Here is a 20,391-nt window from a genome sequence, read left to right on the forward strand (position 1 = left end):
GCCGGCGTGATTGGAGGCGGAAATGACGGCGCTGCATTTCAAGAACTTCGCCCTGCTCGAACCGGAATTCGGCGAGCTGCGGCGCGGCTACGAGCTCCTTGTCGAGGGCGACACGATCCGCGAACTGTCCGACAAGCCGATCAAATCCGCGAAGGCCGACGTGATCGATTGCGGCGGGCGTACGCTGATGCCCGGCCTCATCGACAGCCACGTCCATGTCTTTCTCTCCGAGGTCTATATCCGCAGCATGGAAAGCATGCCGTTGACGCTGATGACGGCGCGCGCCGTCCGGCTGATGAAGGGCATGCTCGATCGCGGCTTTACCAGCGTGCGCGACACTGGCGGCGCCGATTGGGGCATCAAGGAAGCGGTCGAGAAGGGCGATGTCGCCGGTCCGCGACTCTTCATAGCGGGCGCGGCGATCGGCCCGACCGGCGGCCATAGCGACCCGCGTCGGCGCACCGATTTCGGCGGGCGCTGCCATTGCTGCAACGCCATGGCCTATACGATGAACGTGTCGGACGGCGTGTCGTCCGTGCGCAAATCGGCCCGCGAGCAGATGCGGCTCGGCGCCGACCACATCAAGATCATGATGTCGGGTGGTGTCGCCAGCCCCTACGACCCGCTGGATTCGATGCAGTTCAGCGTCGATGAGGTGAAGGCGGCGGTGGAGGAGGCCGAGGCCTTCGGCCGCTATGTCTGCGCCCATGCCTATACGCCGGAAGCGATCACGCGGGCGGCGGAATGCGGCGTACGCGCGATCGAGCACGGCAATCTGATCGACGACGCCTCGGCGAAGCTGATGGCGCAGAACGGCATGTTCCTGACTGCCAACCTCGTCGCCTATTACGCGATGAAGGAGCGCGCCGCCGAATTCGGCATGACCGGCGACATGCTGGCCAAGAACGACCTCGTCATCGATGGAGGCCTGCGCTCGCTGGAGATCTGCAAGCGTGCCGGCGTGCCGGTCGCCTTCGGCTCGGACCTGCTCGGTCAGCTCCAGGTCGAACAGTCACGCGAGTTCCTGCTGCGGCAGGAAGTGCTCTCGCCAATCGAGATCATCCGCTCGGCGACGACGGTCGGCGCCCAAATCCTGCGCATGGAGGGCAAGCTCGGCACGTTGAAGGCCGGCGCTTATGCCGACTTCATCCTCGTCGACGGCGACCCGCTCAAGGATTTCAGCCTGTTTCAGGAGCAGGGGAGGCACCTGGCCGCGATCGTCAAGGGTGGGATCTTTTACAAGAACACGCTGCACTGAGCGACGGCCTGCTTGCCTCCCTCTTGGTCACGATGTGGATAAGAAACCGGCTTGACTGTTTGTAACTTGTTGCCCAGCTTCGCAGCTTGAGAGACGTATCAGGGGTACCGTTAGTGGTGAAGGCGATCGGGCGGGGCGAAAACGGCCGGCACTGCGGAACCGCCCGGTGACGGGAAGCGGCTCGCTGAAGTTGGGTCGCTATGCGCTCAACGGCGCGGCCGCGCTCGCGCTCGGCTTCATCCTGCTGCCGCTCATCTTCGTCACCTGGCTCGCCTTCTTCAGGCAGGAGATCCCCTCCTTTCCGCCGGAGGGATATTCGCTACAGTGGTTCGCGGCCGCAGCGAACAACAAGCCCTTCATCGACGGCTTCATCCTCAGCCTCGAGGTCGCGGTCGCTTCAACGCTGTTCGGGCTCGCGCTCGGCGTGCCGGCGAGCCTCGCCCTCGTTCGGCATCGCATTCCGCTCGGGCCGGGCGTCTCAACCTTGCTGCTGCTGCCGCTGGTGATGCCGGGCATCGTGCTCGGCACCGCGACCTATGTCTTTCAGATCGAGGTCGAGATCGCGACTGAGATCCCGGTCATGGGCTCGCTTGGGGGGCTGATTGCGGCGCATACGCTCGTCGTCGTCCCCTGGGTGGTCCGGCTGGTAACGGCAAGCCTCGCAGGCTTCGATCGCTCGATCGAGGAGGCGGCACAAAATCTGGGCGCCGGACCGTTCACGACCTTCTGGCGCGTGACGCTGCCGAGCATCCGGCCAGGCCTCGTCGCAGCCGCGCTGTTCGGCTTCGTCACCTCTTTCGGCAATCTCGAGATGAGCCTTTTCCTGGTCGGGCCAGGTCGCACGACGCTGCCGATCGCGATCCTGCAATATCTCGAATGGAAGATCGATCCGACCGTGGCGGCGGCCTCGCTGATCCAGATCGTCCTGATCGGCGCGGCGATGCTCGTGACCGACCGTTATGTCAAACTGAGCCGGGTGGTGTGAACGGATGGCAGATCTTCTGTAATGGCACGCCTCTCGATCTCGCATCTCAAGAAGCGCTATGGCGACCTGACGGTCGTCGACAACGTCAACATCGCCGTGGCCGACGGCGAATTCCTCGTCCTGCTCGGACCGTCAGGCTGCGGCAAGACCACGACCTTGCGCATGGTCGCGGGCTTCATTCCGCCGAGCGCCGGGCAGATCACCATCGGCGAGCGCGACGTCACGCATCTTCCACCCTGGAAGCGGCATTGCGGCCTCGTCTTCCAGAGCTACGCGCTCTTTCCGCATATGAGCGTGGCGCAGAACGTCGCCTTCGGGCTGGAGATGCACAAGGTGCCGGCGGCCGAACGCGGCCCGCGTGTCGCGGAGGCGTTGCGGCTGGTTCAGCTCGGCGGCTTCGACGAGCGCTATCCGCGCCAGCTTTCCGGCGGCCAGCAGCAGCGCGTGGCGCTGGCGCGCGCGCTCGCCATGGAGCCGCAGGTCCTGCTGCTCGACGAGCCGCTATCCAATCTCGATGCGAAGCTGCGGCTGGAAGTGCGCGTCGAGATCCGCGAATTGCAGCGCAAGCTCGGCCTCACCACGATCATGGTGACGCATGACCAGGAGGAGGCGCTGACCATGGCCGATCGCCTCGTGGTGATGGACCGCGGCAAGGTCCGCCAGATCGGCACGCAGCGCGAGCTCTACGAGAAGCCGGCCGACCGCTTCGTCGCAGGCTTCATTGGCCGCAGCGCCTTTCTCGACGGCGAGGTGACGGCGCCGGGCCGCTTCCGCACGGCAGGCGGGCGCGAGATCGCCTGCGCCGCTGCAGGCGCTAGCGGGCCGGCCACGCTTGCGCTGAGGCCCGAGCGCATTGCGATCGGCAGCGAGGCGGACGGGTTGCCTAACCGCTTCGCGACGCAGATCGTGCATGCCTCCTATCTCGGCGCGCAGCTCGACGTTCAGGTCGCGCTCGACGGGCAGGAGCGCATGCTGCTGCAGATTCCGAACCGACCGGGCCTGTCCGAGCCGCGACCTGGCGAAACGATCACGATAGGCTGGGCCGAAGATGCCGGGCTCGTTTATCCGCGCGAGGCATGAGCTTCGTTCGGGGTTCAAAAAGAAGGGGATAGGACCATGACCGCATTCGACAGGCGCGAACTTCTGAAGGGCGCCGGCGTTGTCGCGCTCGCTGCCGCGGCCGGCACGCCAGCTCTGGCTCAATCGGGCGGACGCGTCGTCGTCGGCACCTGGGGCGGCGACTATGCCCGGCTGCTGACCAAGAACATCGAGGATCCCATCCTCAAGGCCAAGGGCATCGAGGTCGTGCAGGACCAGGCGAGCGATGCGCCGCGCCGTGCCAAGATGGTCGCGGAAAAGCGGTTGCCGCGCGGCACGGTCGACATCCAGGGCTTTTCGGCCGCCAACATGTTCGAGATGAGCGAGGCGGGGGTCGTCGAGCCGATCGACTACGCCAAGTTGCCCAACGCCAAGAACCTGCTGCCGACGATGAAGTATCCCTATGGCGTCGGCCAGATCTATTCGGGCAATGTCGTCATCTACAATCCCAAGCTGATCTCGCCTGCGCCGACCGGCTTCAAGGATTGGCTCGACCCGAAATGGGGTTCGAAGATCGGCTTCATCGACATCCAGTACCAGTCGATCTTCATCGCGGCCTCGCTTGCCGCGACCGGCGGCAAGGACATGAACGACCTCGACAAGGCCAAGGAGGTCTTGATGGCCGTGAAGAAGGCGGGCGGGCGCGTCTATCCGACCAACGAGGCCTTCGCCCAGGCGATGAAGAACGAGGAGGTCGGCATCAGCGCGATCTGGAAGGCGCGCGTGGTGCAGTGGCAGAATGCCGGCATCCCCTGCGAGGCGGTTTCGCCGGTCGAGGGTATCCCGATCTATGTCTCCGGCTTCGTCATCGCCAAGAACGCGCCGAACAAGGAGAACGCCTACGCTTATATGGACGCCATGCTCGCCAGGCCGCCGCAGGAGGCCTTTGCCGTCGACATGGGCTATAACGGCACGGTCTCCGGGCTCACCATCGATCCGGCTCTGCAGAAGCGCATCGGCTTTACGCCCGAGGAGGAGAAGCGCCTGCGGGACCTCGACTACGCCTTTCTCGCCAAGAACGACTCGGCAATGAAGGAGTGGTGGGACAAGGTCTTCAAGGCCTGACATGTCTCGCCCGCTCTACCATCGCGGCCGCCTGATGCGGGTTTCTGCGCTTTCGGTGCTCACGGACCGATGTCCGCTCCGCTCCGGTTCTCGAAACCCGCGCCATTCGGCTCGCACCGGCGAGCGCTCGAGACATGGCAGCCGCGCGCTGCGGGGGCGAAGCCGATGACCTCCGCCCCCGAAGCCGTCGCCGGCGCCCGCAAGAACCTCGCAGGCCTGCTCGTCCTGCCGGCGACGCTTTTCGTGGCCGTCGCGCTGATCGGCCCGCTCACGATCCTGTTCCGCTATTCGCTCAACAAATTCGTGCCCGGCCAGTTCATGGTCGATGCGCTGGTGGTCGAGAACTACGTCAAGTTCTTCACCGACGCCTACTACCTCAACGTGTTGGCCCGCACCGTGCGCGTCGCGGTGATCTGTACGCTCGCCTGCCTGGTGATGGGATTTCCGCTGGCCTATGTGCTGGCCCGTACCCAAAGCCGCTTCAAGAACCTCATGGTCATTGCCGTGGTGCTGCCGCTCTTCGTCGGCAATGCGGTGCGCGCCGCCGGCTGGATGACCGCTTTCGGCAGCCGCGGCGCGCTCAACGCCCCGCTGATGGGGATGGGCCTGATCGACCAGCCGCTGGAGATCATGTTCACCGAGACGGCGGTACTGATCGGCATCGTGGCGGTCAACTTGCCTTTCATGGTGCTGTCGCTGCAGAGCGTGATCGAGGGTATTCCGCGCAATGTCGAAGAAGCGGCATTCAGCCTCGGCGCGGGCCCCGGCGCGATGTTTCGCCGGGTGCTCTGGCCCTTGGCACTGCCGGGTGTGCTGGCCGGCACGATCCTGACCTTCATCCTTGCGATGAACGCCTATGCCACGCCAGTCCTGCTCGGCGGCCCGAAGTTCCAGATGATGGGCCCGCTCGTCTACGGGCAGTTCGCCCAACAGAACAACTGGCCCTTCGGTGGGGCGATCTCCTTCATCCTGATGACGGCGACGATCCTGCTGACCGCGCTGGCGCATCTGATCGTCCAGGGTCGTTATCGCGCAAACAGGCCCTTGGCATGAGCTTCAGTGCGTGCCTCTACGCATGATTTGTTGCCGGCAAAAGGCCAGTCACGAACCGCTTCAGCTCCAAGGCCATTCCGGCCAAGGGCGGGCGGGGCTCGAACAATTCGCAGTACGTTAATCCCGAGGTGGACGCGCTCCTCGAGCAGGGTACCCGCACGTTCGATCCGGAGGCCCGCCGACCGATCTATCACAAGGTGCAGGAGCTCGTCCGGCGGGATCTGCCCTTCCTGCCGATCTACCAGAGCGAGACCGGATACGGCCGCAAGAAGAAGATCCAGGGCTTTGTGGCCAACTCCAATACGCGCACCGAAACCTGGGATGCGGCGCACTGGTACTGGGCCAGCTGAGGCGAATGTCCGCCGCTCGCTGATAAAGGCGAGCGGCGGCCCCTGACGACAATCAAACTGCGGAGGGCGCGATGCGCGGGTTCTTGCTCCATCGCTTGTTCCAGAGCGCCGTGCTGCTCGTGATCGTGTCGCTGATCGGCTTCGCAACCCTCAGCCTCATGCCGGGCGGTCCGACCGCGCAGTACGGCCTGGATCCTGGGATGACCCAGGAGGACCTGGCTCGCCTCAAGCAGCAATTGGGGCTCGATCGGCCGTTATGGATCCAATATTTTGACTGGGCATGGCGCCTTCTGCAGGGCGACTGGGGTCGCTCCTTTCGGGACGGTACGGCGGTCCTTTCGGTTATCGGGCGCCATCTGTTCGCGACGCTCCTTCTCATGGGTACGTCGACGGTGATCGCGATCGCGCTTGGGACCTGGATCGGCATCCGGGGCGCAACGCATCGCTACTCGTACTTCGACTACGTTGCGACGATCGGCGCGATGATTGCCCTATCTATCCCAACCTTCTGGTTCGGTCTCGTCGGCATTTACCTATTCACCTTGAAGCTCGGCTGGTTGCCAGCGGGCAACATGTACACGATCGGTGGCGGCTCGGTCCTGGACTATGCCCATCACCTCATCCTGCCGAGCGTGGTGCTGTCGCTTGTGCATGTCGCGATCTGGAGCCGTTACATGCGAACGGCGACGCTCGACGCTATCAGCCAGGACTACGTGAAGACCGCGCGCGCAAAGGGCGCGAGCGAGCGGCGCGTGCTCATGAAGCATGTCGTCGGAAATGCTCTCCTGCCGATGATCGCATTGGCGGGTGTCCAGCTGCCCAGCATCCTGACCGGCGCGCTCGTGACCGAAACCGTCTTCACCTGGCCCGGCATGGGCCGGCTATTCCTGGATAGCCTGAACTACAGCGACTATCCCGTCGTGATGGGCCTTCTGATCTTCTCGGCGATCATCGTCATTTTAGGAAATCTCATAGCCGACATCGTGATCGCCCTCGTCGATCCCCGAATCCGGTTGGCTTGAGCGGGCCGCGCTACTATTCGAGGAGCACCGACAATGAACACCCTCGCTCTGCGCCAGGGCCCGAGCCGTTGGTGGCATAACCGAGCCGTCCGGCGGTTTACGAGGCATCCGCTGGCCCTCGTCGGGTTTGCGATGATCACCGCTCTGACCCTGGCATGCATCGTGGGGCCCTGGCTCCTGCCCTATGACATCCTTCAGATCGACCTTCGGGCTCGCTTTGCGCCGCCTTTGTCCGGACAGCATATCCTCGGCACAGATCCGCTCGGGCGGGATCTAGCAGTCCGGCTCTTCGTGGCCGGGCGGGGTCTCGCCGCTCGTCGGGTTCTCGGCCATGATCCTGTCGGTCGTCGCCGGAACGGTCGTCGGCGTGATCGCCGGATACCGCGGCGGATGGCTCGGCGCGGCGCTGATGCGAACCGTCGACGGCTTTCTGGCCTTTCCGTCCATTTTCCTGTTGCTGGCGCTCTCGGCCGCCCTTCAGCCCAGCCCGCTGATGATCGTGGTTATCATCGCGGTCACCAAGTGGATGGAGGTGGCACGCATCGTGGAGGCCGAAGTCCGTTCGCTGCGCGAGCGCGAGTTCGTCCTAGCCGGACGCATGCTCGGGCTCAGCTCCGCACACATCATGTTCCGGGAGATCCTTCCGAACGCCATCGGCCCCATTACGGTTGCGGCGTCGCTTACCGTTGCGCGGGCCATCCTGCTGGAAGCCTATATCAGTTTCCTTGGCTACGGCATCCAGCCTCCGCTGCCGAGCTGGGGCAACATGCTGAACGGTGCCCAGCAATACCTGGCCAGCGCTCCCTGGATGGCGATCATACCCGGTGCGGCGATCACCATCGCGGTGACCAGCTTCAATTTCATCGGGGATGGCTTGCGCGATGCGCTCGACGTGAAGGGCGAGCACGATTGACGCCGGTCCGAGGCGTTCGATCAACTCGGGGCGTCGCCGGGTCGCGATCAGGATTGCGGCGGCCTCGCAGCAGGATCAATGTCGGAGGTGCCAACATGTCCTGTGCGAGACTGACATCGCAGGCAATGATCCGGCGTTCCGGATTGGGGAAGGTTCCGGATCGCCGGAACCCGGCGCGAGACCAATGCGCCTCAGCGCACCGTATCATCCTTCCGAGCGGCTTCCGCCTCGAACGCCGCGAGGAGATATTGACCGATATGGAGGTCCTGCAGAGCGATGCCGGAACTGTCGAAGACGGTGATGTCGTCGCGGTTGACCCGGCCTTCACAGCGCCCTTCCAGAAGGGCCCCGATTGCGTTCACGGTCAGCGCGCCGCGCTCGATCGCTGCGCGGACGTGTTGGAATTCGCCGATCTCGACGGCCTGAGACGGCAGGTCGCAAAACAGCTTGGCGCGGCGGAATAGTTCGGGCGGCAGCTCCTGTTTCCCGGAGGCATCCGACCCCATGCTGGCGACATGCGTTCCAGGCCGAACCCAGTCCGCTTCGAACAGCGCGGCGCGCGATGGGGTGGCGGTAACGATCACATCCGCCTGGCGGCACGCCTCCTCGGCCTCGGATAGGCGGACGGTGAGCGGGAGTCCGTAAGCACCAAGCCGTGCGGCAAAGCTCTCGGCCCCGGCCACGTTGCGTGCCACGACATGAACCTGTCTCAGCGGAAGCACGCGGGCCAGCGCGCAGCATTCGAAGAAGGCCTGGTTCCCGGCGCCGAAGATCGCCAGTGCCTCGCTGTCGGGGCGCGCCAGCGCCTTTGCCGCCACCGCGTCGGCGGCTGCAGTACGGTAGGCGTTCACCGAGGAGGCCTCGATCACGGCGCCAAACCGTCCGGTCTCCTGGTCGATCATGATGATTGTCGAGTTGTGACGCGGCATGCCCTTTGCGGGGTTGCCCGGCCAGAATGAGCCGACCTTCAGGCCTGCGAGTTCTGCGGTCGAGCCCGATTTCAGAGAAAACGTATTCCGGGGCTCCGACGCATGGGCAATCACGGCTGGAAAAACGCGTGCATCCTGCGAGGCTGCCGCGATCAGGGCCCGACGCACGGGCTCGAACGCTGCTTCATGGGAGATGAGCCGCGCGGTTTGCATTTCCGAAACGAAGGTGATCACGGGCGTCTCCGCTCCTGGGCGTCCACACAGACAGACCGGTTCTAGCTGTAGAAGCCGAGGACGGCCTTCGTCTCGAGATATTCCTCCATGCCCTCGCGCCCGTATTCCCGGCCGTTGCCCGAGCGCTTATAGCCGCCGAAGGGGGCGTTCGGATCCCAGTCCGGCGAGTTGAGATGAACCTGTCCGGCCCGGATCCGCGAGGCGACGTCACGCACCTTTTCCATGTCGGTTCCCTGCACATGGGCGCCGAGGCCGTAGACGGTGTCGTTCGCTATCTCGATCGCCTCCTCGAGCGTGTCGTAGGGGAGGATCGCCAGCACCGGCCCGAAGATCTCCTCTCGCGCGATCATCATGTCGCGGCGCACTTCGGAGAAGATCGTCGGACGCGCGTAGAAGCCTGAGCGAAGGCCCTCGGGTCGACCCGGGCCGCCGATCACAAGCTTGGCCCCTTCACCGATGCCTGTCTCGATCATCATTTGGACGCGGTCGAACTGGGCGCGGTTGGCAATGGGCCCGTGCGTCGTCGCCTCGAGCAGGGGATCGCCGACCACGAATTCGCCGGCTGCGGCCGCGGCCAGCGCTTCGACTTCGTCGAGGCGGGCACGGGGTACCAGCATGCGTGTGGGGGCACTGCAAGATTGGCCCAGATTGCGCATCGCCGCCGCGACGCCCAGCGGCACGCACCGGGCGAGATCGGCATCGGGCAGCACGATATTCGGCGACTTGCCCCCGAGCTCCTGCGCGACGCGTTTGACCGTCGACGCGGCGGCCTGCGCCACGAGGACGCCCGCCCGCGTCGAGCCCGTGATCGAGACCATGTCGACCTCGGGATGCGAGGCCAGCGCCTCGCCGACCACCGGCCCCGTCCCGTTGACGAGGTTGAACACGCCAGGGGGGCAGCCGGCCTGGTCCAGAACTTCGGCAAAGAGTAGCGCACTCAAGGGCGACAGCTCGCTGGGTTTCAGAACGACCGTGCAGCCTGCGGCCAGCGCCGGGCCGACCTTGGCGGTGATTTGGTAGAGCGGCCAGTTCCAGGGTGTGATCAGAGAGCAGACCCCGATCGCCTCGCGCAGGATCGCGGTCTTGCCGCGCTGCGAGATGAAGGGAAAATCCGCCAGGTTGTCACGCGCCACGCGCAGGTGCTCGGCGGCGAGCGGGACCTGGGCCCGACGTGCATAGGTGATGGCCGCGCCCATTTCGGTGGTAAGCGCCTGCGCGATCAGCTCCGATCGTTCCAGCACGAGCGCATGGACGCGGCCGAGAAGCGCGGCACGTTCCGCAGGCGGTGTGCGGAACCAGCCGGGGAAGGCGCGCCGGGCTGCGGAAACCGCACGCTCGACATCTTCCGCACTGCCGAGCGGGATCTCGGCGATCACGGTTTCGGTCGCGGGGTTGACGAGCGAGGCCCGATCGCGGCCACCCGGCCCGCACCAGGCGCCGTCGATGTAGAAGCGGCCGAGGCGACCGCTCTTGTTGAGGTGCCGCACGGCATCGGTCATTGGAAACGGTCCTTGATCCGGTAGTAGGCGCCGACGAGTGGCAGGAACCAGGGCTTGCCGAAATGACCTGGAATGGCGGGCCAGGCGAAGTCCTTCCACGGGTTCAGTTCGGTGCGTCCGTCGATCACCTCGGCCATGATCGTGCCCATGAGGGTCGACATCTGCGTGCCGTGCCCGCTGTAGCCCATCGAATAGTAGATACCGTTCCGCTCGCCGGCGCGCGGCAGGCGGTCGCGCGTCATGTCGACCATGCCGCCCCAGCAATAGTCGATGCGCGCATCACGCAGCTCTGGAAAGACATCGTTCAGCGCCATGCGCAGGATCGCGCCGCTCTTTTCGTCGGAAGCCGGATTGGATACGGCGAAGCGAGCGCGGCCGCCGAACAGCAGGCGGTTGTCGGGGGTGGTCCGGAAATAGTTGACGAGGTTCTTGGTGTCGACCGCGTTGCGGCGACGCGGCGTCAGCTTGTCGAGAAGGTCGACCGGCAACGGCTCCGTCACGATCAGGAACGCCCCGACTGGCACGATTCGACGACGAACCCAACCCAGCGGCCCGGTCTGCGAGATGCCGCTGGCCAGAAGCACCTGGCGGGCGGTGACGCTGCCGCTCTGCGTCTCGACCATGTGGCCCCCGCCGGGGTCTGGCTTCAGCCCGGTCATCGGCGTTCGCTCGTGGATCGCGACGCCGCGCCGCGCGGCGGCCTCCCCCAGGCCGCGCACGAAGCGGCCGATATGGAGGGTGGCGCTCTTGCGATAGATCAGGCCGCCATAGTAGCGTTCGGATCCGATCTCCGAGGAGAGGTTTGCGCGGCTCACCATCTCGGTATCGGGGTCGACATGTGCGGCGAGAAGGGCCTGGGCCCGCGCAAGCTTGTCGTAGTGCTCCGGTTTGGCCGCGAGCTTGATCTTGCCGACGCGGGCAAAGTTGCAGTCTATGCTTTCCTCGGCGATGAGGCGCTCAACCGTGTCCACCCCTGCATCAAAGGCGCGGTAGAGTCTGTCGGCCGTTTCGCGGCCCAGCTTTTCCGACATCATCCCATAATCCTGGGCGAAGCCGTTGTTGCACATGCCACCATTGCGGCCCGAGGCGGCATGGCCGATCGTCTCGGCCTCCAGCAGGATCACCCGCGCCCCCTTTCTGGCGAGTGCGAGGGCAGCCGAAGTGCCGGTCAGGCCGCCGCCGATCACGGCTATGTCGTATGTGCCCCGAACCGGCCCCTTGTGGCCGCCGGAGAAGGGGCTCGACGTGTCCAACCAGTAGGATGTCAGCTTCATCGGGGCTCTCGGGGCTCGCGGAGTAGAAAGTCGATGGTGTCGATGGGCTGCAGCGCCTACCAGCCGCGAATGCGCGGCCACTCGGCCGCGATCGCCCTCTCCATTCCGGAGACCACGTGATAGCGCTCGTGCTGGGCACCGGTGGCGCAGGCGTGGTTGGGCAGGATGCGGACCTTGGCGCCGACTGGCAGGTCCGGCAGCGCCTCCGAAGAGCCGGAGCGGATCGCCAGCGTGCCGTGTTCCTGGCTGGCATGGGCGACGATCAGATCGGGATACAGCCTGCCTTCGAGATCGCAGACGAGCCCGTAGCCTTGATCGACGCGCTGAGCCGCCGTGCCGCGGTCGCGCGACAGGGCCATCCAGCCGGCATCGACCATGATCCAGCCCTTCTCAGGCCGCTTCCCGATCACCGTGGCGAGCACGGACAGCGCGAGGTCGTCGGTGGTGCAGACGCCGACACCGTGCATCACGAGGTCGAAGAACATGTAGACGCCGGCGCGCATTTCTGTGACACCATCGAGCGCCTTCGCGAAATGGGCGGTCGGCGTCGAACCCACGCTGACCACGGGGCACTCGTGCCCGGCCGCTCGCAGCCGCTGCGCGGCTTCCACCGCGATCGCCCGCTCCGTCTCGGCCGCTGCCTCAAGGGCTTCGGGTGTGTTCAACGCGTAGGATTCGCCGGCATGGGTCAGAACGCCCGCAAGGGCGACCCCGGCCGAATCCAGTGCCGCGGCGACGTCCAGAAGCATTAGATCGGTGACCAGCAGTCCCCCGCGATGGCCGTCGCAATCGATCTCGATGAAGGCAGCCGGAGTCACGCCGGCCGCCCGGCCGGCCTCCCCCAGGATCGCGGCCTGCTCCCGCGTGTCGAGCAGCACCTTAATGTCGATGCCAGCCTTGCGCAGGCGCATGGCTCGTTCGGCCGCGTGTGGCGAGATGCCGACGGCATAGGTCATGTCGCGATAGCCGTGCCCTGCGAAATACTCCGCTTCCGCCAGGGTAGAGACGGTGATCGGGCCGGGGCCGTTCGGAAAGCCGCGGCGTGCGACGTCGATCGACTTGGCCGTCTTCATATGCGGGCGCAGCGTGACGCCGCGTTCCGACATGCGCGCCGCGAGGCGAGCGAGATTCCGGTCGAGCCGGGCGGCGTCGAGAACGAGCGCCGGTGTCTGCAGGGTATCCAGGGTTGCGGCGCCGGATCGCAGCATTCCGAGGCTCCTAATTGAACGACTGGTTGGACAGGGCGAAGACGCGCGCAGGCCCGGTCGGGGGTAGCGTGCCGCGAACCATGGTGAGCGCATCGCTGACCGGCGAGAGGCCGATCTCAGCGAGCCAAGGCGAGAGCTCTGCGGTTGCGGCCGTATCGATACGAACGAAGCACCCTTCGAGGCGCGTAAGCGCCGCCTCGATGAGAAGGCGCGCCTCGGACACGGTTTCCGCGACCACGGGGCCGACGACGTATCCGCGGCCAAAGAGGCGAGTGATCGCGTAACCCACGATCTCGCCATCGTGGAGAAGAACTTGCGCCGCGCCGGTTTCGACAAGCAGGCGGAGAAGGGGGCGCCGCTCGAAACCCGTGGCCTGACGATCGAGGCGAATGATGGTCTCGAAATCGGACGGCTGCATCGCCCGGACGATGTCGGCCGGCGGCGCCTCGTGGCGGCCCTTGGGAATCCCCTGGTGCTGATGGATGATGCCGACGGGCTGGAAGCTGCGCCGCTCGTACAGCGGCCGGCCCTCCGTCGTGGAATTCAGCAGAATGGTCCGCGCACCGGCAGCATCGAGGAGCGCGTCCACCAACCGCGCACCGAATCCGTGCCCCTGGGCCTTGCCGGATACGATGATCATACCGACCGTTGCGTAAGCGTCGCCATTGGGGAACCAAGCCGCGGTCCCAATAACCTCGTCACCGCGCGCCATGACGAAGCCCCGGCCGGCCTTCATGGCAAAGGCCCAGTCCTCCAGCCGGTATGGCCAGGACATTTCCTGCGAGAGCTTCAGTGCCCCTTCGAGATGCTCCGACGAGAAAGCTGTCAGGGCCACGCCGTCCGTCTCATTCCGCGGACCCTGGATGATTGTGGATTCCATGATGGATTCAGGCTTCTCGATCACGTTTCCGGTCGGTTCGGTGTCGCCAGCGCACTCGTCCTCTCGGGCGAACCAGATATGCCTTTGATATTGCGCTACCGCTGCCAGAAGGTGGTCCGAGGCGCGCCGCAGTTTCCGCTGCAGACTGGGGCGTTTTCCGCATCTTCATCTGAAGCCTCCCGATTTACGGCAGGAACGCCGAACGTCTTTCTCTACCTTTGGCCCACTTCCAACGGAGGCGGCCAATGGTGGAGGAGATACTGGCGCGGCTGGTCGCCTTTCCGTCCGTCGCTGGCACGTCTAGCGGCCCGATCGTCGGCTGGATCGCCGATCATGAACCGATTTTGCTTGTGTCTCGCGATTTCCGGGGCGCAGCGTCTGATCCCAGTGGATAACCGTGGCAGCAGGATAGCTGCTGTTTCCACATCCAGTCAGCTCGGCAACATTCAGCGATAGTTGGTGCTGTGTGCGGATTTGAGCAATGGCCAGGCGCAAGATTCTCAAAGCTCAGGATCGACGGGAGCTTTTCGACATTCCGGCTGATGAGGACAGCCTGATCCGACACTATTCATTATCACTCGGTCAGCGATCCGGACGCGTTGGCTGCATATGCCAAGCTGAGCGGACCAGCTATCCTTGCAGCAGGCAGTCGAATTCTTGCGCGCGGAATGCCGAGCAACCTTTATGAGGAAGGCTTGCACCAGCGAACGGTTGTGATCGAATTCGTGATCAAGAATCAGATTTTGCCCAAAGCTTCATGAGGTCTTCTTTGAAGCGGCGGGCCGCCGCCGATAAATGGCCCCCGCGTCGCTCCAGCAATCCTAGCGTACGTGAAATGATTGGCTCTTCGATACGAAGCGCGACAAGATCAGGATGTCTCGTCAAAGGGAGTGCCAGTTTTGGCAATACAGTTGCTCCTAAGCCTGCCAGCGGCCTATCGTCACCGGCGATGCTCGCCCGCGGCACAGGGCTGCTTGCCTTTAGCCGGCTTTTCGGGGCGCGGAACCTCGGCGATGTCGGCGAGGATCGGGCAGTCCGGGCGATCATCGCCATGGCAGGTCTGCGCCAAATGCCTGATCGTGTCGGCCATCGTCTGAAGCTCGACGATCTTGGCCTCCAGTCCCTTGAGGTGCTCGAGCGCGAGGGTGGCGAGAGCGTCGAGCCCGTTCTTGAGGCGCGCATACGCCGGTCTTGCTGCGACTCCGTACAGCAGCGGCGGGATCGAGCGCGAGCAAGGGATCGGAAAAGCTGGCAATCGACGGCTCAGAACCGTGATGGTCGAGCTCGCCTGGCTCTGGCAGCGCTATCAGCCTGGTACAGCGCAAGTGGCCTGGTTCCGCGATCGCGTCGGCTCAACCGGCCGGCGTGTCCGCAAAGTGATGGTGGTCGCCCTCGCGCGCAAACTCCTGATCGCCCTGTGGAGGTTTGTCATTGACGGTATCGTGCCCGAGGGCGCGATCATGAAGCCCTCGGCGTAGACCATCTCCGAGATCGGGCTGCACTGCTACGGCATTGCGGCCCGGTGATCCGAGGGAACGTCGCCGTTGTTCGGCGTGGCGCCTGGCGCCGTCTTCACAGAGTGGTGCCGTTCCTTTGGAGCTCTCCCGTCCCGTATGCGGGACAGTGGTCGGGATCGCCATCCCGCCGGATGTGAGGTTTGCAGGCAGGTCCTGCCGCGAGAGAGCTCACCTCGGTTCATGATCGGAAAAAACCGTTGACCGGAGAATCATCATGTGAGGCCGGACATATGACCGCACCGTCCCGACCGGTTCAGACCTCCATAAACACCTTGCCTGTCGGGCCGTTCCACATATGCGTCAGAGCCAAAGTTGGACGCCGTTTGACACTATGAAGCCGCCAACGTCATGCTGACCCGCTACAAGGGCGCGCTGAAGTTGAGGGACTGGGCGCTCGCCATCGCCAGGCGCTCGGCGATGCGCAAGGCGCGGATTGCACTCGCCCGCCGCCTCGCCATCATCATGCACGCCATGCTGCGGCACGGCACCGAATTCCGGCCAGCCTAAGCCACGACAGACGGACGAGACAGGAGGCCGCAACGAGCTCCCGAGCGGGAGCGACGCCCGAGGGAGGGAGCAGGTGATGGCGCCGATACTGTAGCATGCTGCCGACCAGATCGGCCGACTGCGGTTTCAACCAAGCCACCTTGCACCCAGCTAACCCCATCAAGTGCCGATGAACACGCAGAGAACGCAGGCACCCAACGGCATCGACCGCTCACCATCCAGCAGCCAGACCTTGACCCGTTAGAGAACACAATCGGCGCATGCGGGATGATCCCTGTGCTCGACGCGGAGCCCAGCAGCTCGCCACAAGCGCAATCGCTGCCGATCGGTCAGGTTTCCTTGAAGCCGTAGTCCGAGATGCCCTGCTCGTTGCCATAGTATTTGTAGGGTAGGAATTTGCCGGACATGCCGATCTTGACGCGATCGCCCTTGGGATTGGCCTCGCGCTCAAAGGTGATATTGAAGTCAATCGCCGACATGATGCCGTCGCCGAACTCCTCCTCGATCAGCGCCTTCCAGGCCGGGCCGTTGACCATCACCATCTCGTAGAAGCGGTAGATCAGAGGGTCGGTCGGCGGCATGGGTGTGCCGGTGCCGCGATAGGGCACCTCGTTAAGCATGCGCTCTTCCATCTCGGTCAGGCCAAAGAGTTCGCGCGCCGCCTTGGCCAACGGCTTCGGCAGCTTCATCTGGCCGAGCAGAGCACCGATGATCAGCACCTCCGACATCCCGCCGATCTCGGAGGTGATGTGCTTCCAGCTCCAGCCCTTCTCGCGCTTGATGTCGAGGATCTTCTCGGTGAGTTCTTCGCGCTTCATCAGTTTCGTCCTCCTTGGTGCCGCGCCTCGTGCGCGGCTTGCGACGGGATGGGAGTGGGTTAGGCCGCCGCGCGGCCGGCATCAGGGCCGTGGCCGCCCGCGGTCGGCCGCACCACCGGTGGACGCCGGCGGTCGTAACCTGAGGGAATCGCGTCCTTGAACGACTTCGAGCGCGTGACCAGGAAATCGATCAGATGGTTGCGGACGGCGTAGTAGTCCGGGTGGTGGTGCACCTCCGTGCGCACGCGTTCGCGCGGTAGCGGGTTTTCGACGATCTCCGCGATCATCGCCTGCGGGCCGTTCGTCATCAGCACGATACGGTCGGCGAGATAGATCGCCTCGTCGACGTCATGCGTGATCATGAAGCCTGTCTGGCCGGTCTCCAGGCAGATGCGGCGCACTTCGTCCTGGAGCGTGCCGCGCGTCAGCGCGTCGAGCGCCGAGAAGGGCTCATCCATCAGCATGATCTTGGGCTCGATAGACAACGCCCGCGCGATGCCGACGCGCTGTTTCATGCCTCCGGAGAGCTCGGACGGCTTCTTGTGCTCCGCCCCCTTGAGCCCGACCTTCTCGATGAAGGCCATGGCATGCGAGGTGACCTGCGTCCGGGACCAGTGCTTGTTCCGGGCAGCAACCGCATAGGCGACATTGCCGAGCACACTGCACCAGGGCAGCAACGCATGGCTCTGGAAGATTACGGCCCGGTCGAGCGAAGGCCCTTCGATGGCGCTGCCGTCGACGATCGCGGCGCCCTCATCTGGCGCGTCGAGGCCGTTGAGGATGTTGAGCACAGTCGTCTTGCCGCAGCCTGAATGGCCGACGATGCAGACGAATTCGCCCTTCCGCATCGAAAACCAGAGGTCCTCGAACACGGCGGTGATGCCGCCGCCGGGCTTCGGAAAGCGCCGCGCGATCCCCTCGATGGAGATGAACTTCTCGGTCATGGCTCAATCCGGATAGATCACAGCGCGCTGCAAGCGGGCGAGCGTTTGGTCGAGGATCATGCCCATCACGCCGATCACGGTGATCGCGACGATCACATTGGTGATCGAGAGGTTGTTCCACTCGTTCCAGACGAAGTAGCCGATACCTGTGCCGCCCACGAGCATCTCGGCCGCAACGATGACGAGCCAGGCGATGCCGATCGAGATACGCATGCCGGTCAGGATCGTCGGTGCCGCGGCCGGCAGGATGATGGTCAGCGCCCGCTTCATCGGTCCGACCTCGAGCGTGCGCGCGACGTTGATCCACTCCTTGCGCACGGTGGAGACGCCGAAGGCGGTATTCAGCAGCATCGGCCAGACTGAGCAGATGAAGATCACGAAGATCGCCGAGACGCCCGAATCCTTGATCGTGTAGAGCGCGAGCGGCATCCAGGCTAAAGGCGAGATCGGCTTGAGAACCTGAATGAAGGGATCGAGCGCTTTGGAGATCAGCGGCGAGAGTCCGACCAGGAAGCCGAGCGGCACGGCTACCAGCACCGCCAGCGCATAACCGAGCAGGACTCGGCCGAGCGAATAGGCGAGCTGGATGCCGAGGCCCTTGTCGTTCGGCCCCTTGTCGTAGAACGGATCGGAAAGATGCTTCCATAGCGTCGCGCCGACATCGAGCGGGCTGGGCATTGCCGATTTGCCCTGCGTCACCTGCTGGCCCATCAGCTTAGCGTATTCGGGATCGATATTTCCGGCTGGTCCTGCGCCGCCCGACTGTACGGCCAGATGCCAGCCGAGAAGAAAGACGATGAAGATCGCCACGGAGAGAACGAGCGCCCTCACATTCAGAGAAGCCGTCATAGGCCAAGCTCCGTAAGCCCGGGATGGTCGTCCGGCCGCGGAGCGAGCGGCCAGTGAAACAACCGTTCAGCTTCGGCGATCCTCACATCGTTGATCGAGGCCTCGCGGCGCTCCATGCGTCCGTCGGCGGCGAACTGCCACTGCTCGTTGCCGTGCGAGCGGAACCAGTTGCCGCTGTCGTCAGGCCATTCATAGGCGAAGCGAACCGCAATCCGGTTCTCGTGAAAGGACCAGACCTCCTTGATCAGTCGGTAGTCGAGTTCCCGCGCCCATTTCCGTTCGAGAAAGGCGACGATCGCCTCCCGGCCGGCGAAAAACTCCGCCCGGTTGCGCCATCGGCTCGTCGGCGTATAAGCCGCCGCGACCCGTTGCGGATCACGGCTGTTCCAGGCGCCCTCGGCGGCCCGCGCCTTCTGCGCCGCGCTGGCGAACGTGAAGGGCGGCAGCGGCAGGCGCGGTGCTTCGGAAACTGCGGCGCTCATGGCATCAGCTCCGCTTGATCGCGAAATTCTTGACGTAGTCCGCCGGCTTTGACGAATCGAAGCTCTTGCCCATCACGACGATGGTCTTGGAGCCGGGTGTCGGCGGCGCCAGGCCCGCCTCCTTCATCAGTTTGGCGGTGTCGGTCTCCAGGAAGACCTGCTTGGCGATACCCGCATAGTCGACATCGCCCTTGATCTGCCCCCAGCGCTTCATCTGGGTCAGGATCCACACGGCGAAGCCATCCCACGGGAAGGGGTCGAAATCGACGCGCTTAGGATCGCGCTGGACGCTGCCGAGACCGTCCGCATAGGTGCCGGTCAGGATCTGTTCGAGCACCGTCACCGGCTGGTTGATGTAGTTCGCCGGCGCGATGGCCTCGGCGATCTGCTTGCGGTTGTCAGGATTCGAAGCAAAGGCAGTGGCGTCGATGATGCCCTTGAGCAACGCCGCATAGCTGTTCGGGGTCTGCGTGACGAACTCCTTGGAGGCGGCGAAGGCACAGCAGGGATGCCCGTCCCAGATTTGCTTCGACAGGATGTGGATGAAGCCGACGCCATCAAAGACCGCTCGCTGGTTCATCGGGTCGGGGCCGAGGAAGCCGTCGATGTTGTCAGCGCGCAGATTGGCGACCATCTCCGGGGGCGGCACGGCGCGAATCTGGACGTCCGTGTCCGGGTCGATGCCATGCTCGGCCAGATAATAGCGCAGCAGGTAGTTGTGCATCGAGTAGTCGAAGGGCACGGCGAACTTGAAGCCCTTCCAGCTCTTCGGATCGCGCTTGTCCTTGTGCTTCACCGAGAGCGTGATCGCCTGGCCGTTGATGTTCTCGATCGCCGGGATGGTGTATGGCGTCGCCGTTGAGCCGACACCCATCGTGATCGCCAGCGGCATCGGCGAGAGCATATGCGCGGCGTCGTATTCCTTGTTCAGCGTCTTGTCGCGGATGACAGCCCAGCCAGCCGTTTTGATGACTTCGACGTTGAGCCCGTGCTTGGAATAGAAACCCATCGGATGGGCCATGATGATCGGCGTGGCGCAGGTGATCGGGATGAAGCCGACCTTGAGATCTTTCTTCTCCGGCACAGCCTGCGCGAAGGCCTCGGTGGCGGCCGCGATCGGAAGCAGGCTGGAAATCGCTGCCATCGCAGTCGAGGCGCCGACCTGCTGGAGGAAGAGGCGGCGCAGTGCGTCGCGCGGGAACAGCGCGCGCATCACAGCGTTCTCGACGACGCGGCCATAGCGCGTCTCTTCGGACTCGGCGCGGTGCGCTTGCTCATGCGCGTCCTGGCTTTCATGCCGGCCGCAGGTGCAGCCGCGGACGATGCGCCGGGTGGCGTCGAAGGCGTTCTTGAACAGCGACATGCGTGTCTCCTCGGCAACCGCGGAAGGCATATGTTAACCGAGCAAGGAGCGGGCCAAGCCGAACTGAGTTTCAGAACACAGTAAAATCAGTGTCTTACGCGAATCGAACGGAATGACGAACTATCGTAAAAAACGATATTCCG

The 20,391-nt window shown here is 64.4% G+C and carries 18 protein-coding genes and 4 pseudogenes; 11 read left to right on the forward strand and 11 right to left on the reverse strand.

The window, feature by feature from the left end; genetic code table 11:
* The first annotated feature begins 22 nt into the window (after positions 1 to 22).
* The 8 genes and pseudogenes from FQV39_RS31110 to FQV39_RS31145 all read left to right on the forward strand — a co-directional run bounded on the left by FQV39_RS31110 (position 23) and on the right by FQV39_RS31145 (position 7,744).
* Positions 23 to 1,258, forward strand: a complete 1,236-nt coding sequence (locus FQV39_RS31110; RefSeq protein ID WP_149134331.1) for a metal-dependent hydrolase family protein — start codon at positions 23 to 25, stop codon at positions 1,256 to 1,258.
* A gap of 166 nt (positions 1,259 to 1,424) precedes the next feature.
* Positions 1,425 to 2,243 carry an ABC transporter permease gene (locus FQV39_RS31115; protein WP_248313520.1) on the forward strand — a complete coding sequence of 273 codons (819 nt, stop codon included), beginning with the start codon at positions 1,425 to 1,427 and terminating at the stop codon, positions 2,241 to 2,243.
* A gap of 21 nt (positions 2,244 to 2,264) precedes the next feature.
* Entirely contained in the window at positions 2,265 to 3,323 is a 1,059-nt protein-coding gene (locus FQV39_RS31120; protein WP_149134332.1) for an ABC transporter ATP-binding protein, read from the forward strand.
* Positions 3,324 to 3,359: 36 nt separating this feature from the next.
* Positions 3,360 to 4,406, forward strand: coding sequence for an ABC transporter substrate-binding protein (locus tag FQV39_RS31125; protein ID WP_149134333.1), 1,047 nt, complete (start codon positions 3,360 to 3,362; stop codon positions 4,404 to 4,406).
* Between the two features lie 165 nt (positions 4,407 to 4,571).
* Positions 4,572 to 5,459, forward strand: a complete 888-nt coding sequence (locus tag FQV39_RS31130; protein ID WP_149134334.1) for an ABC transporter permease — start codon at positions 4,572 to 4,574, stop codon at positions 5,457 to 5,459.
* A 128-nt stretch (positions 5,460 to 5,587) separates the two neighbouring features.
* Positions 5,588 to 5,809: a hypothetical protein gene (locus FQV39_RS31135; RefSeq protein ID WP_248313521.1), complete on the forward strand. Its 222-nt coding sequence runs from the start codon at positions 5,588 to 5,590 to the stop codon at positions 5,807 to 5,809.
* A gap of 71 nt (positions 5,810 to 5,880) precedes the next feature.
* Positions 5,881 to 6,831, forward strand: a complete 951-nt coding sequence (locus FQV39_RS31140; protein WP_149134335.1) for an ABC transporter permease — start codon at positions 5,881 to 5,883, stop codon at positions 6,829 to 6,831.
* 33 nt (positions 6,832 to 6,864) lie between these two features.
* A pseudogene (locus FQV39_RS31145) lies at positions 6,865 to 7,744 on the forward strand (ABC transporter permease).
* A 191-nt stretch (positions 7,745 to 7,935) separates the two neighbouring features.
* Here FQV39_RS31145 and FQV39_RS31150 read toward each other — a convergent pair.
* From FQV39_RS31150 to FQV39_RS31170, 5 genes are read right to left on the reverse strand one after another with little or no spacing between them, the layout of a single operon-like run.
* On the reverse strand, positions 7,936 to 8,904 hold the full coding sequence (locus tag FQV39_RS31150; protein WP_149134480.1) for an ornithine cyclodeaminase family protein: 969 nt from the start codon (positions 8,902 to 8,904) through the stop codon (positions 7,936 to 7,938).
* A 44-nt stretch (positions 8,905 to 8,948) separates the two neighbouring features.
* Positions 8,949 to 10,406, reverse strand: a complete 1,458-nt coding sequence (locus tag FQV39_RS31155; RefSeq protein WP_149134336.1) for an aldehyde dehydrogenase family protein — start codon at positions 10,404 to 10,406, stop codon at positions 8,949 to 8,951.
* Complete coding sequence (locus tag FQV39_RS31160) at positions 10,403 to 11,680, reverse strand: NAD(P)/FAD-dependent oxidoreductase (protein ID WP_149134337.1); 1,278 nt, start codon at positions 11,678 to 11,680, stop codon at positions 10,403 to 10,405. The genes FQV39_RS31155 and FQV39_RS31160 overlap by 4 nt, the downstream gene beginning before the upstream one ends.
* Before the next feature lie 56 nt (positions 11,681 to 11,736).
* Positions 11,737 to 12,888: an alanine racemase gene (locus FQV39_RS31165; protein WP_149134338.1), complete on the reverse strand. Its 1,152-nt coding sequence runs from the start codon at positions 12,886 to 12,888 to the stop codon at positions 11,737 to 11,739.
* Between the two features lie 10 nt (positions 12,889 to 12,898).
* Positions 12,899 to 13,792, reverse strand: a complete 894-nt coding sequence (locus tag FQV39_RS31170) for a GNAT family N-acetyltransferase (protein ID WP_248313522.1) — start codon at positions 13,790 to 13,792, stop codon at positions 12,899 to 12,901.
* Positions 13,793 to 14,334: 542 nt separating this feature from the next.
* Between FQV39_RS31170 and FQV39_RS31175 the strand changes: the two are divergent.
* Positions 14,335 to 14,493, forward strand: a pseudogene (locus tag FQV39_RS31175) (DUF1330 domain-containing protein); the annotation flags it as partial.
* A 4-nt stretch (positions 14,494 to 14,497) separates the two neighbouring features.
* On the opposite strand, the gene FQV39_RS31180 reads toward FQV39_RS31175, so the two are convergent.
* A complete protein-coding gene (locus FQV39_RS31180; RefSeq protein WP_349238601.1) occupies positions 14,498 to 14,950 on the reverse strand; it encodes a LysR substrate-binding domain-containing protein in 453 nt (150 codons plus the stop codon).
* Here FQV39_RS31180 and FQV39_RS31185 point away from each other — a divergent pair.
* Together FQV39_RS31185 and FQV39_RS31190 are read left to right on the forward strand one after the other, a co-directional pair.
* Positions 14,947 to 15,246, forward strand: a pseudogene (locus tag FQV39_RS31185) (transposase); the annotation flags it as partial. The gene FQV39_RS31180 and the pseudogene FQV39_RS31185 sit on opposite strands and share 4 nt — an antisense overlap.
* A gap of 369 nt (positions 15,247 to 15,615) precedes the next feature.
* Positions 15,616 to 15,792: pseudogene (locus FQV39_RS31190) on the forward strand (IS110 family transposase); the annotation flags it as partial.
* Between the two features lie 329 nt (positions 15,793 to 16,121).
* On the opposite strand, the gene cynS reads toward FQV39_RS31190, so the two are convergent.
* From cynS to FQV39_RS31215, 5 genes are read right to left on the reverse strand one after another with little or no spacing between them, the layout of a single operon-like run.
* The gene (gene cynS, locus FQV39_RS31195) at positions 16,122 to 16,610 is read right to left on the reverse strand and encodes a cyanase (protein WP_149134340.1); all 489 of its coding nucleotides are present in this window, start codon (positions 16,608 to 16,610) and stop codon (positions 16,122 to 16,124) included.
* Between the two features lie 59 nt (positions 16,611 to 16,669).
* Positions 16,670 to 17,554: an ABC transporter ATP-binding protein gene (locus tag FQV39_RS31200; RefSeq protein ID WP_149134341.1), complete on the reverse strand. Its 885-nt coding sequence runs from the start codon at positions 17,552 to 17,554 to the stop codon at positions 16,670 to 16,672.
* Between the two features lie 3 nt (positions 17,555 to 17,557).
* Positions 17,558 to 18,403: a nitrate ABC transporter permease gene (ntrB, locus tag FQV39_RS31205; protein WP_149134342.1), complete on the reverse strand. Its 846-nt coding sequence runs from the start codon at positions 18,401 to 18,403 to the stop codon at positions 17,558 to 17,560.
* Positions 18,400 to 18,885, reverse strand: coding sequence for a nuclear transport factor 2 family protein (locus FQV39_RS31210; protein WP_149134343.1), 486 nt, complete (start codon positions 18,883 to 18,885; stop codon positions 18,400 to 18,402). The genes ntrB and FQV39_RS31210 overlap by 4 nt, the downstream gene beginning before the upstream one ends.
* Positions 18,886 to 18,889: 4 nt before the next feature.
* The gene (locus tag FQV39_RS31215) at positions 18,890 to 20,248 is read right to left on the reverse strand and encodes a CmpA/NrtA family ABC transporter substrate-binding protein (RefSeq protein ID WP_149134344.1); all 1,359 of its coding nucleotides are present in this window, start codon (positions 20,246 to 20,248) and stop codon (positions 18,890 to 18,892) included.
* Positions 20,249 to 20,391 lie beyond the last annotated feature (143 nt).

This window comes from Bosea sp. F3-2 (assembly GCF_008253865.1).
Classification (GTDB): Bacteria; Pseudomonadota; Alphaproteobacteria; order Rhizobiales; family Beijerinckiaceae; genus Allobosea.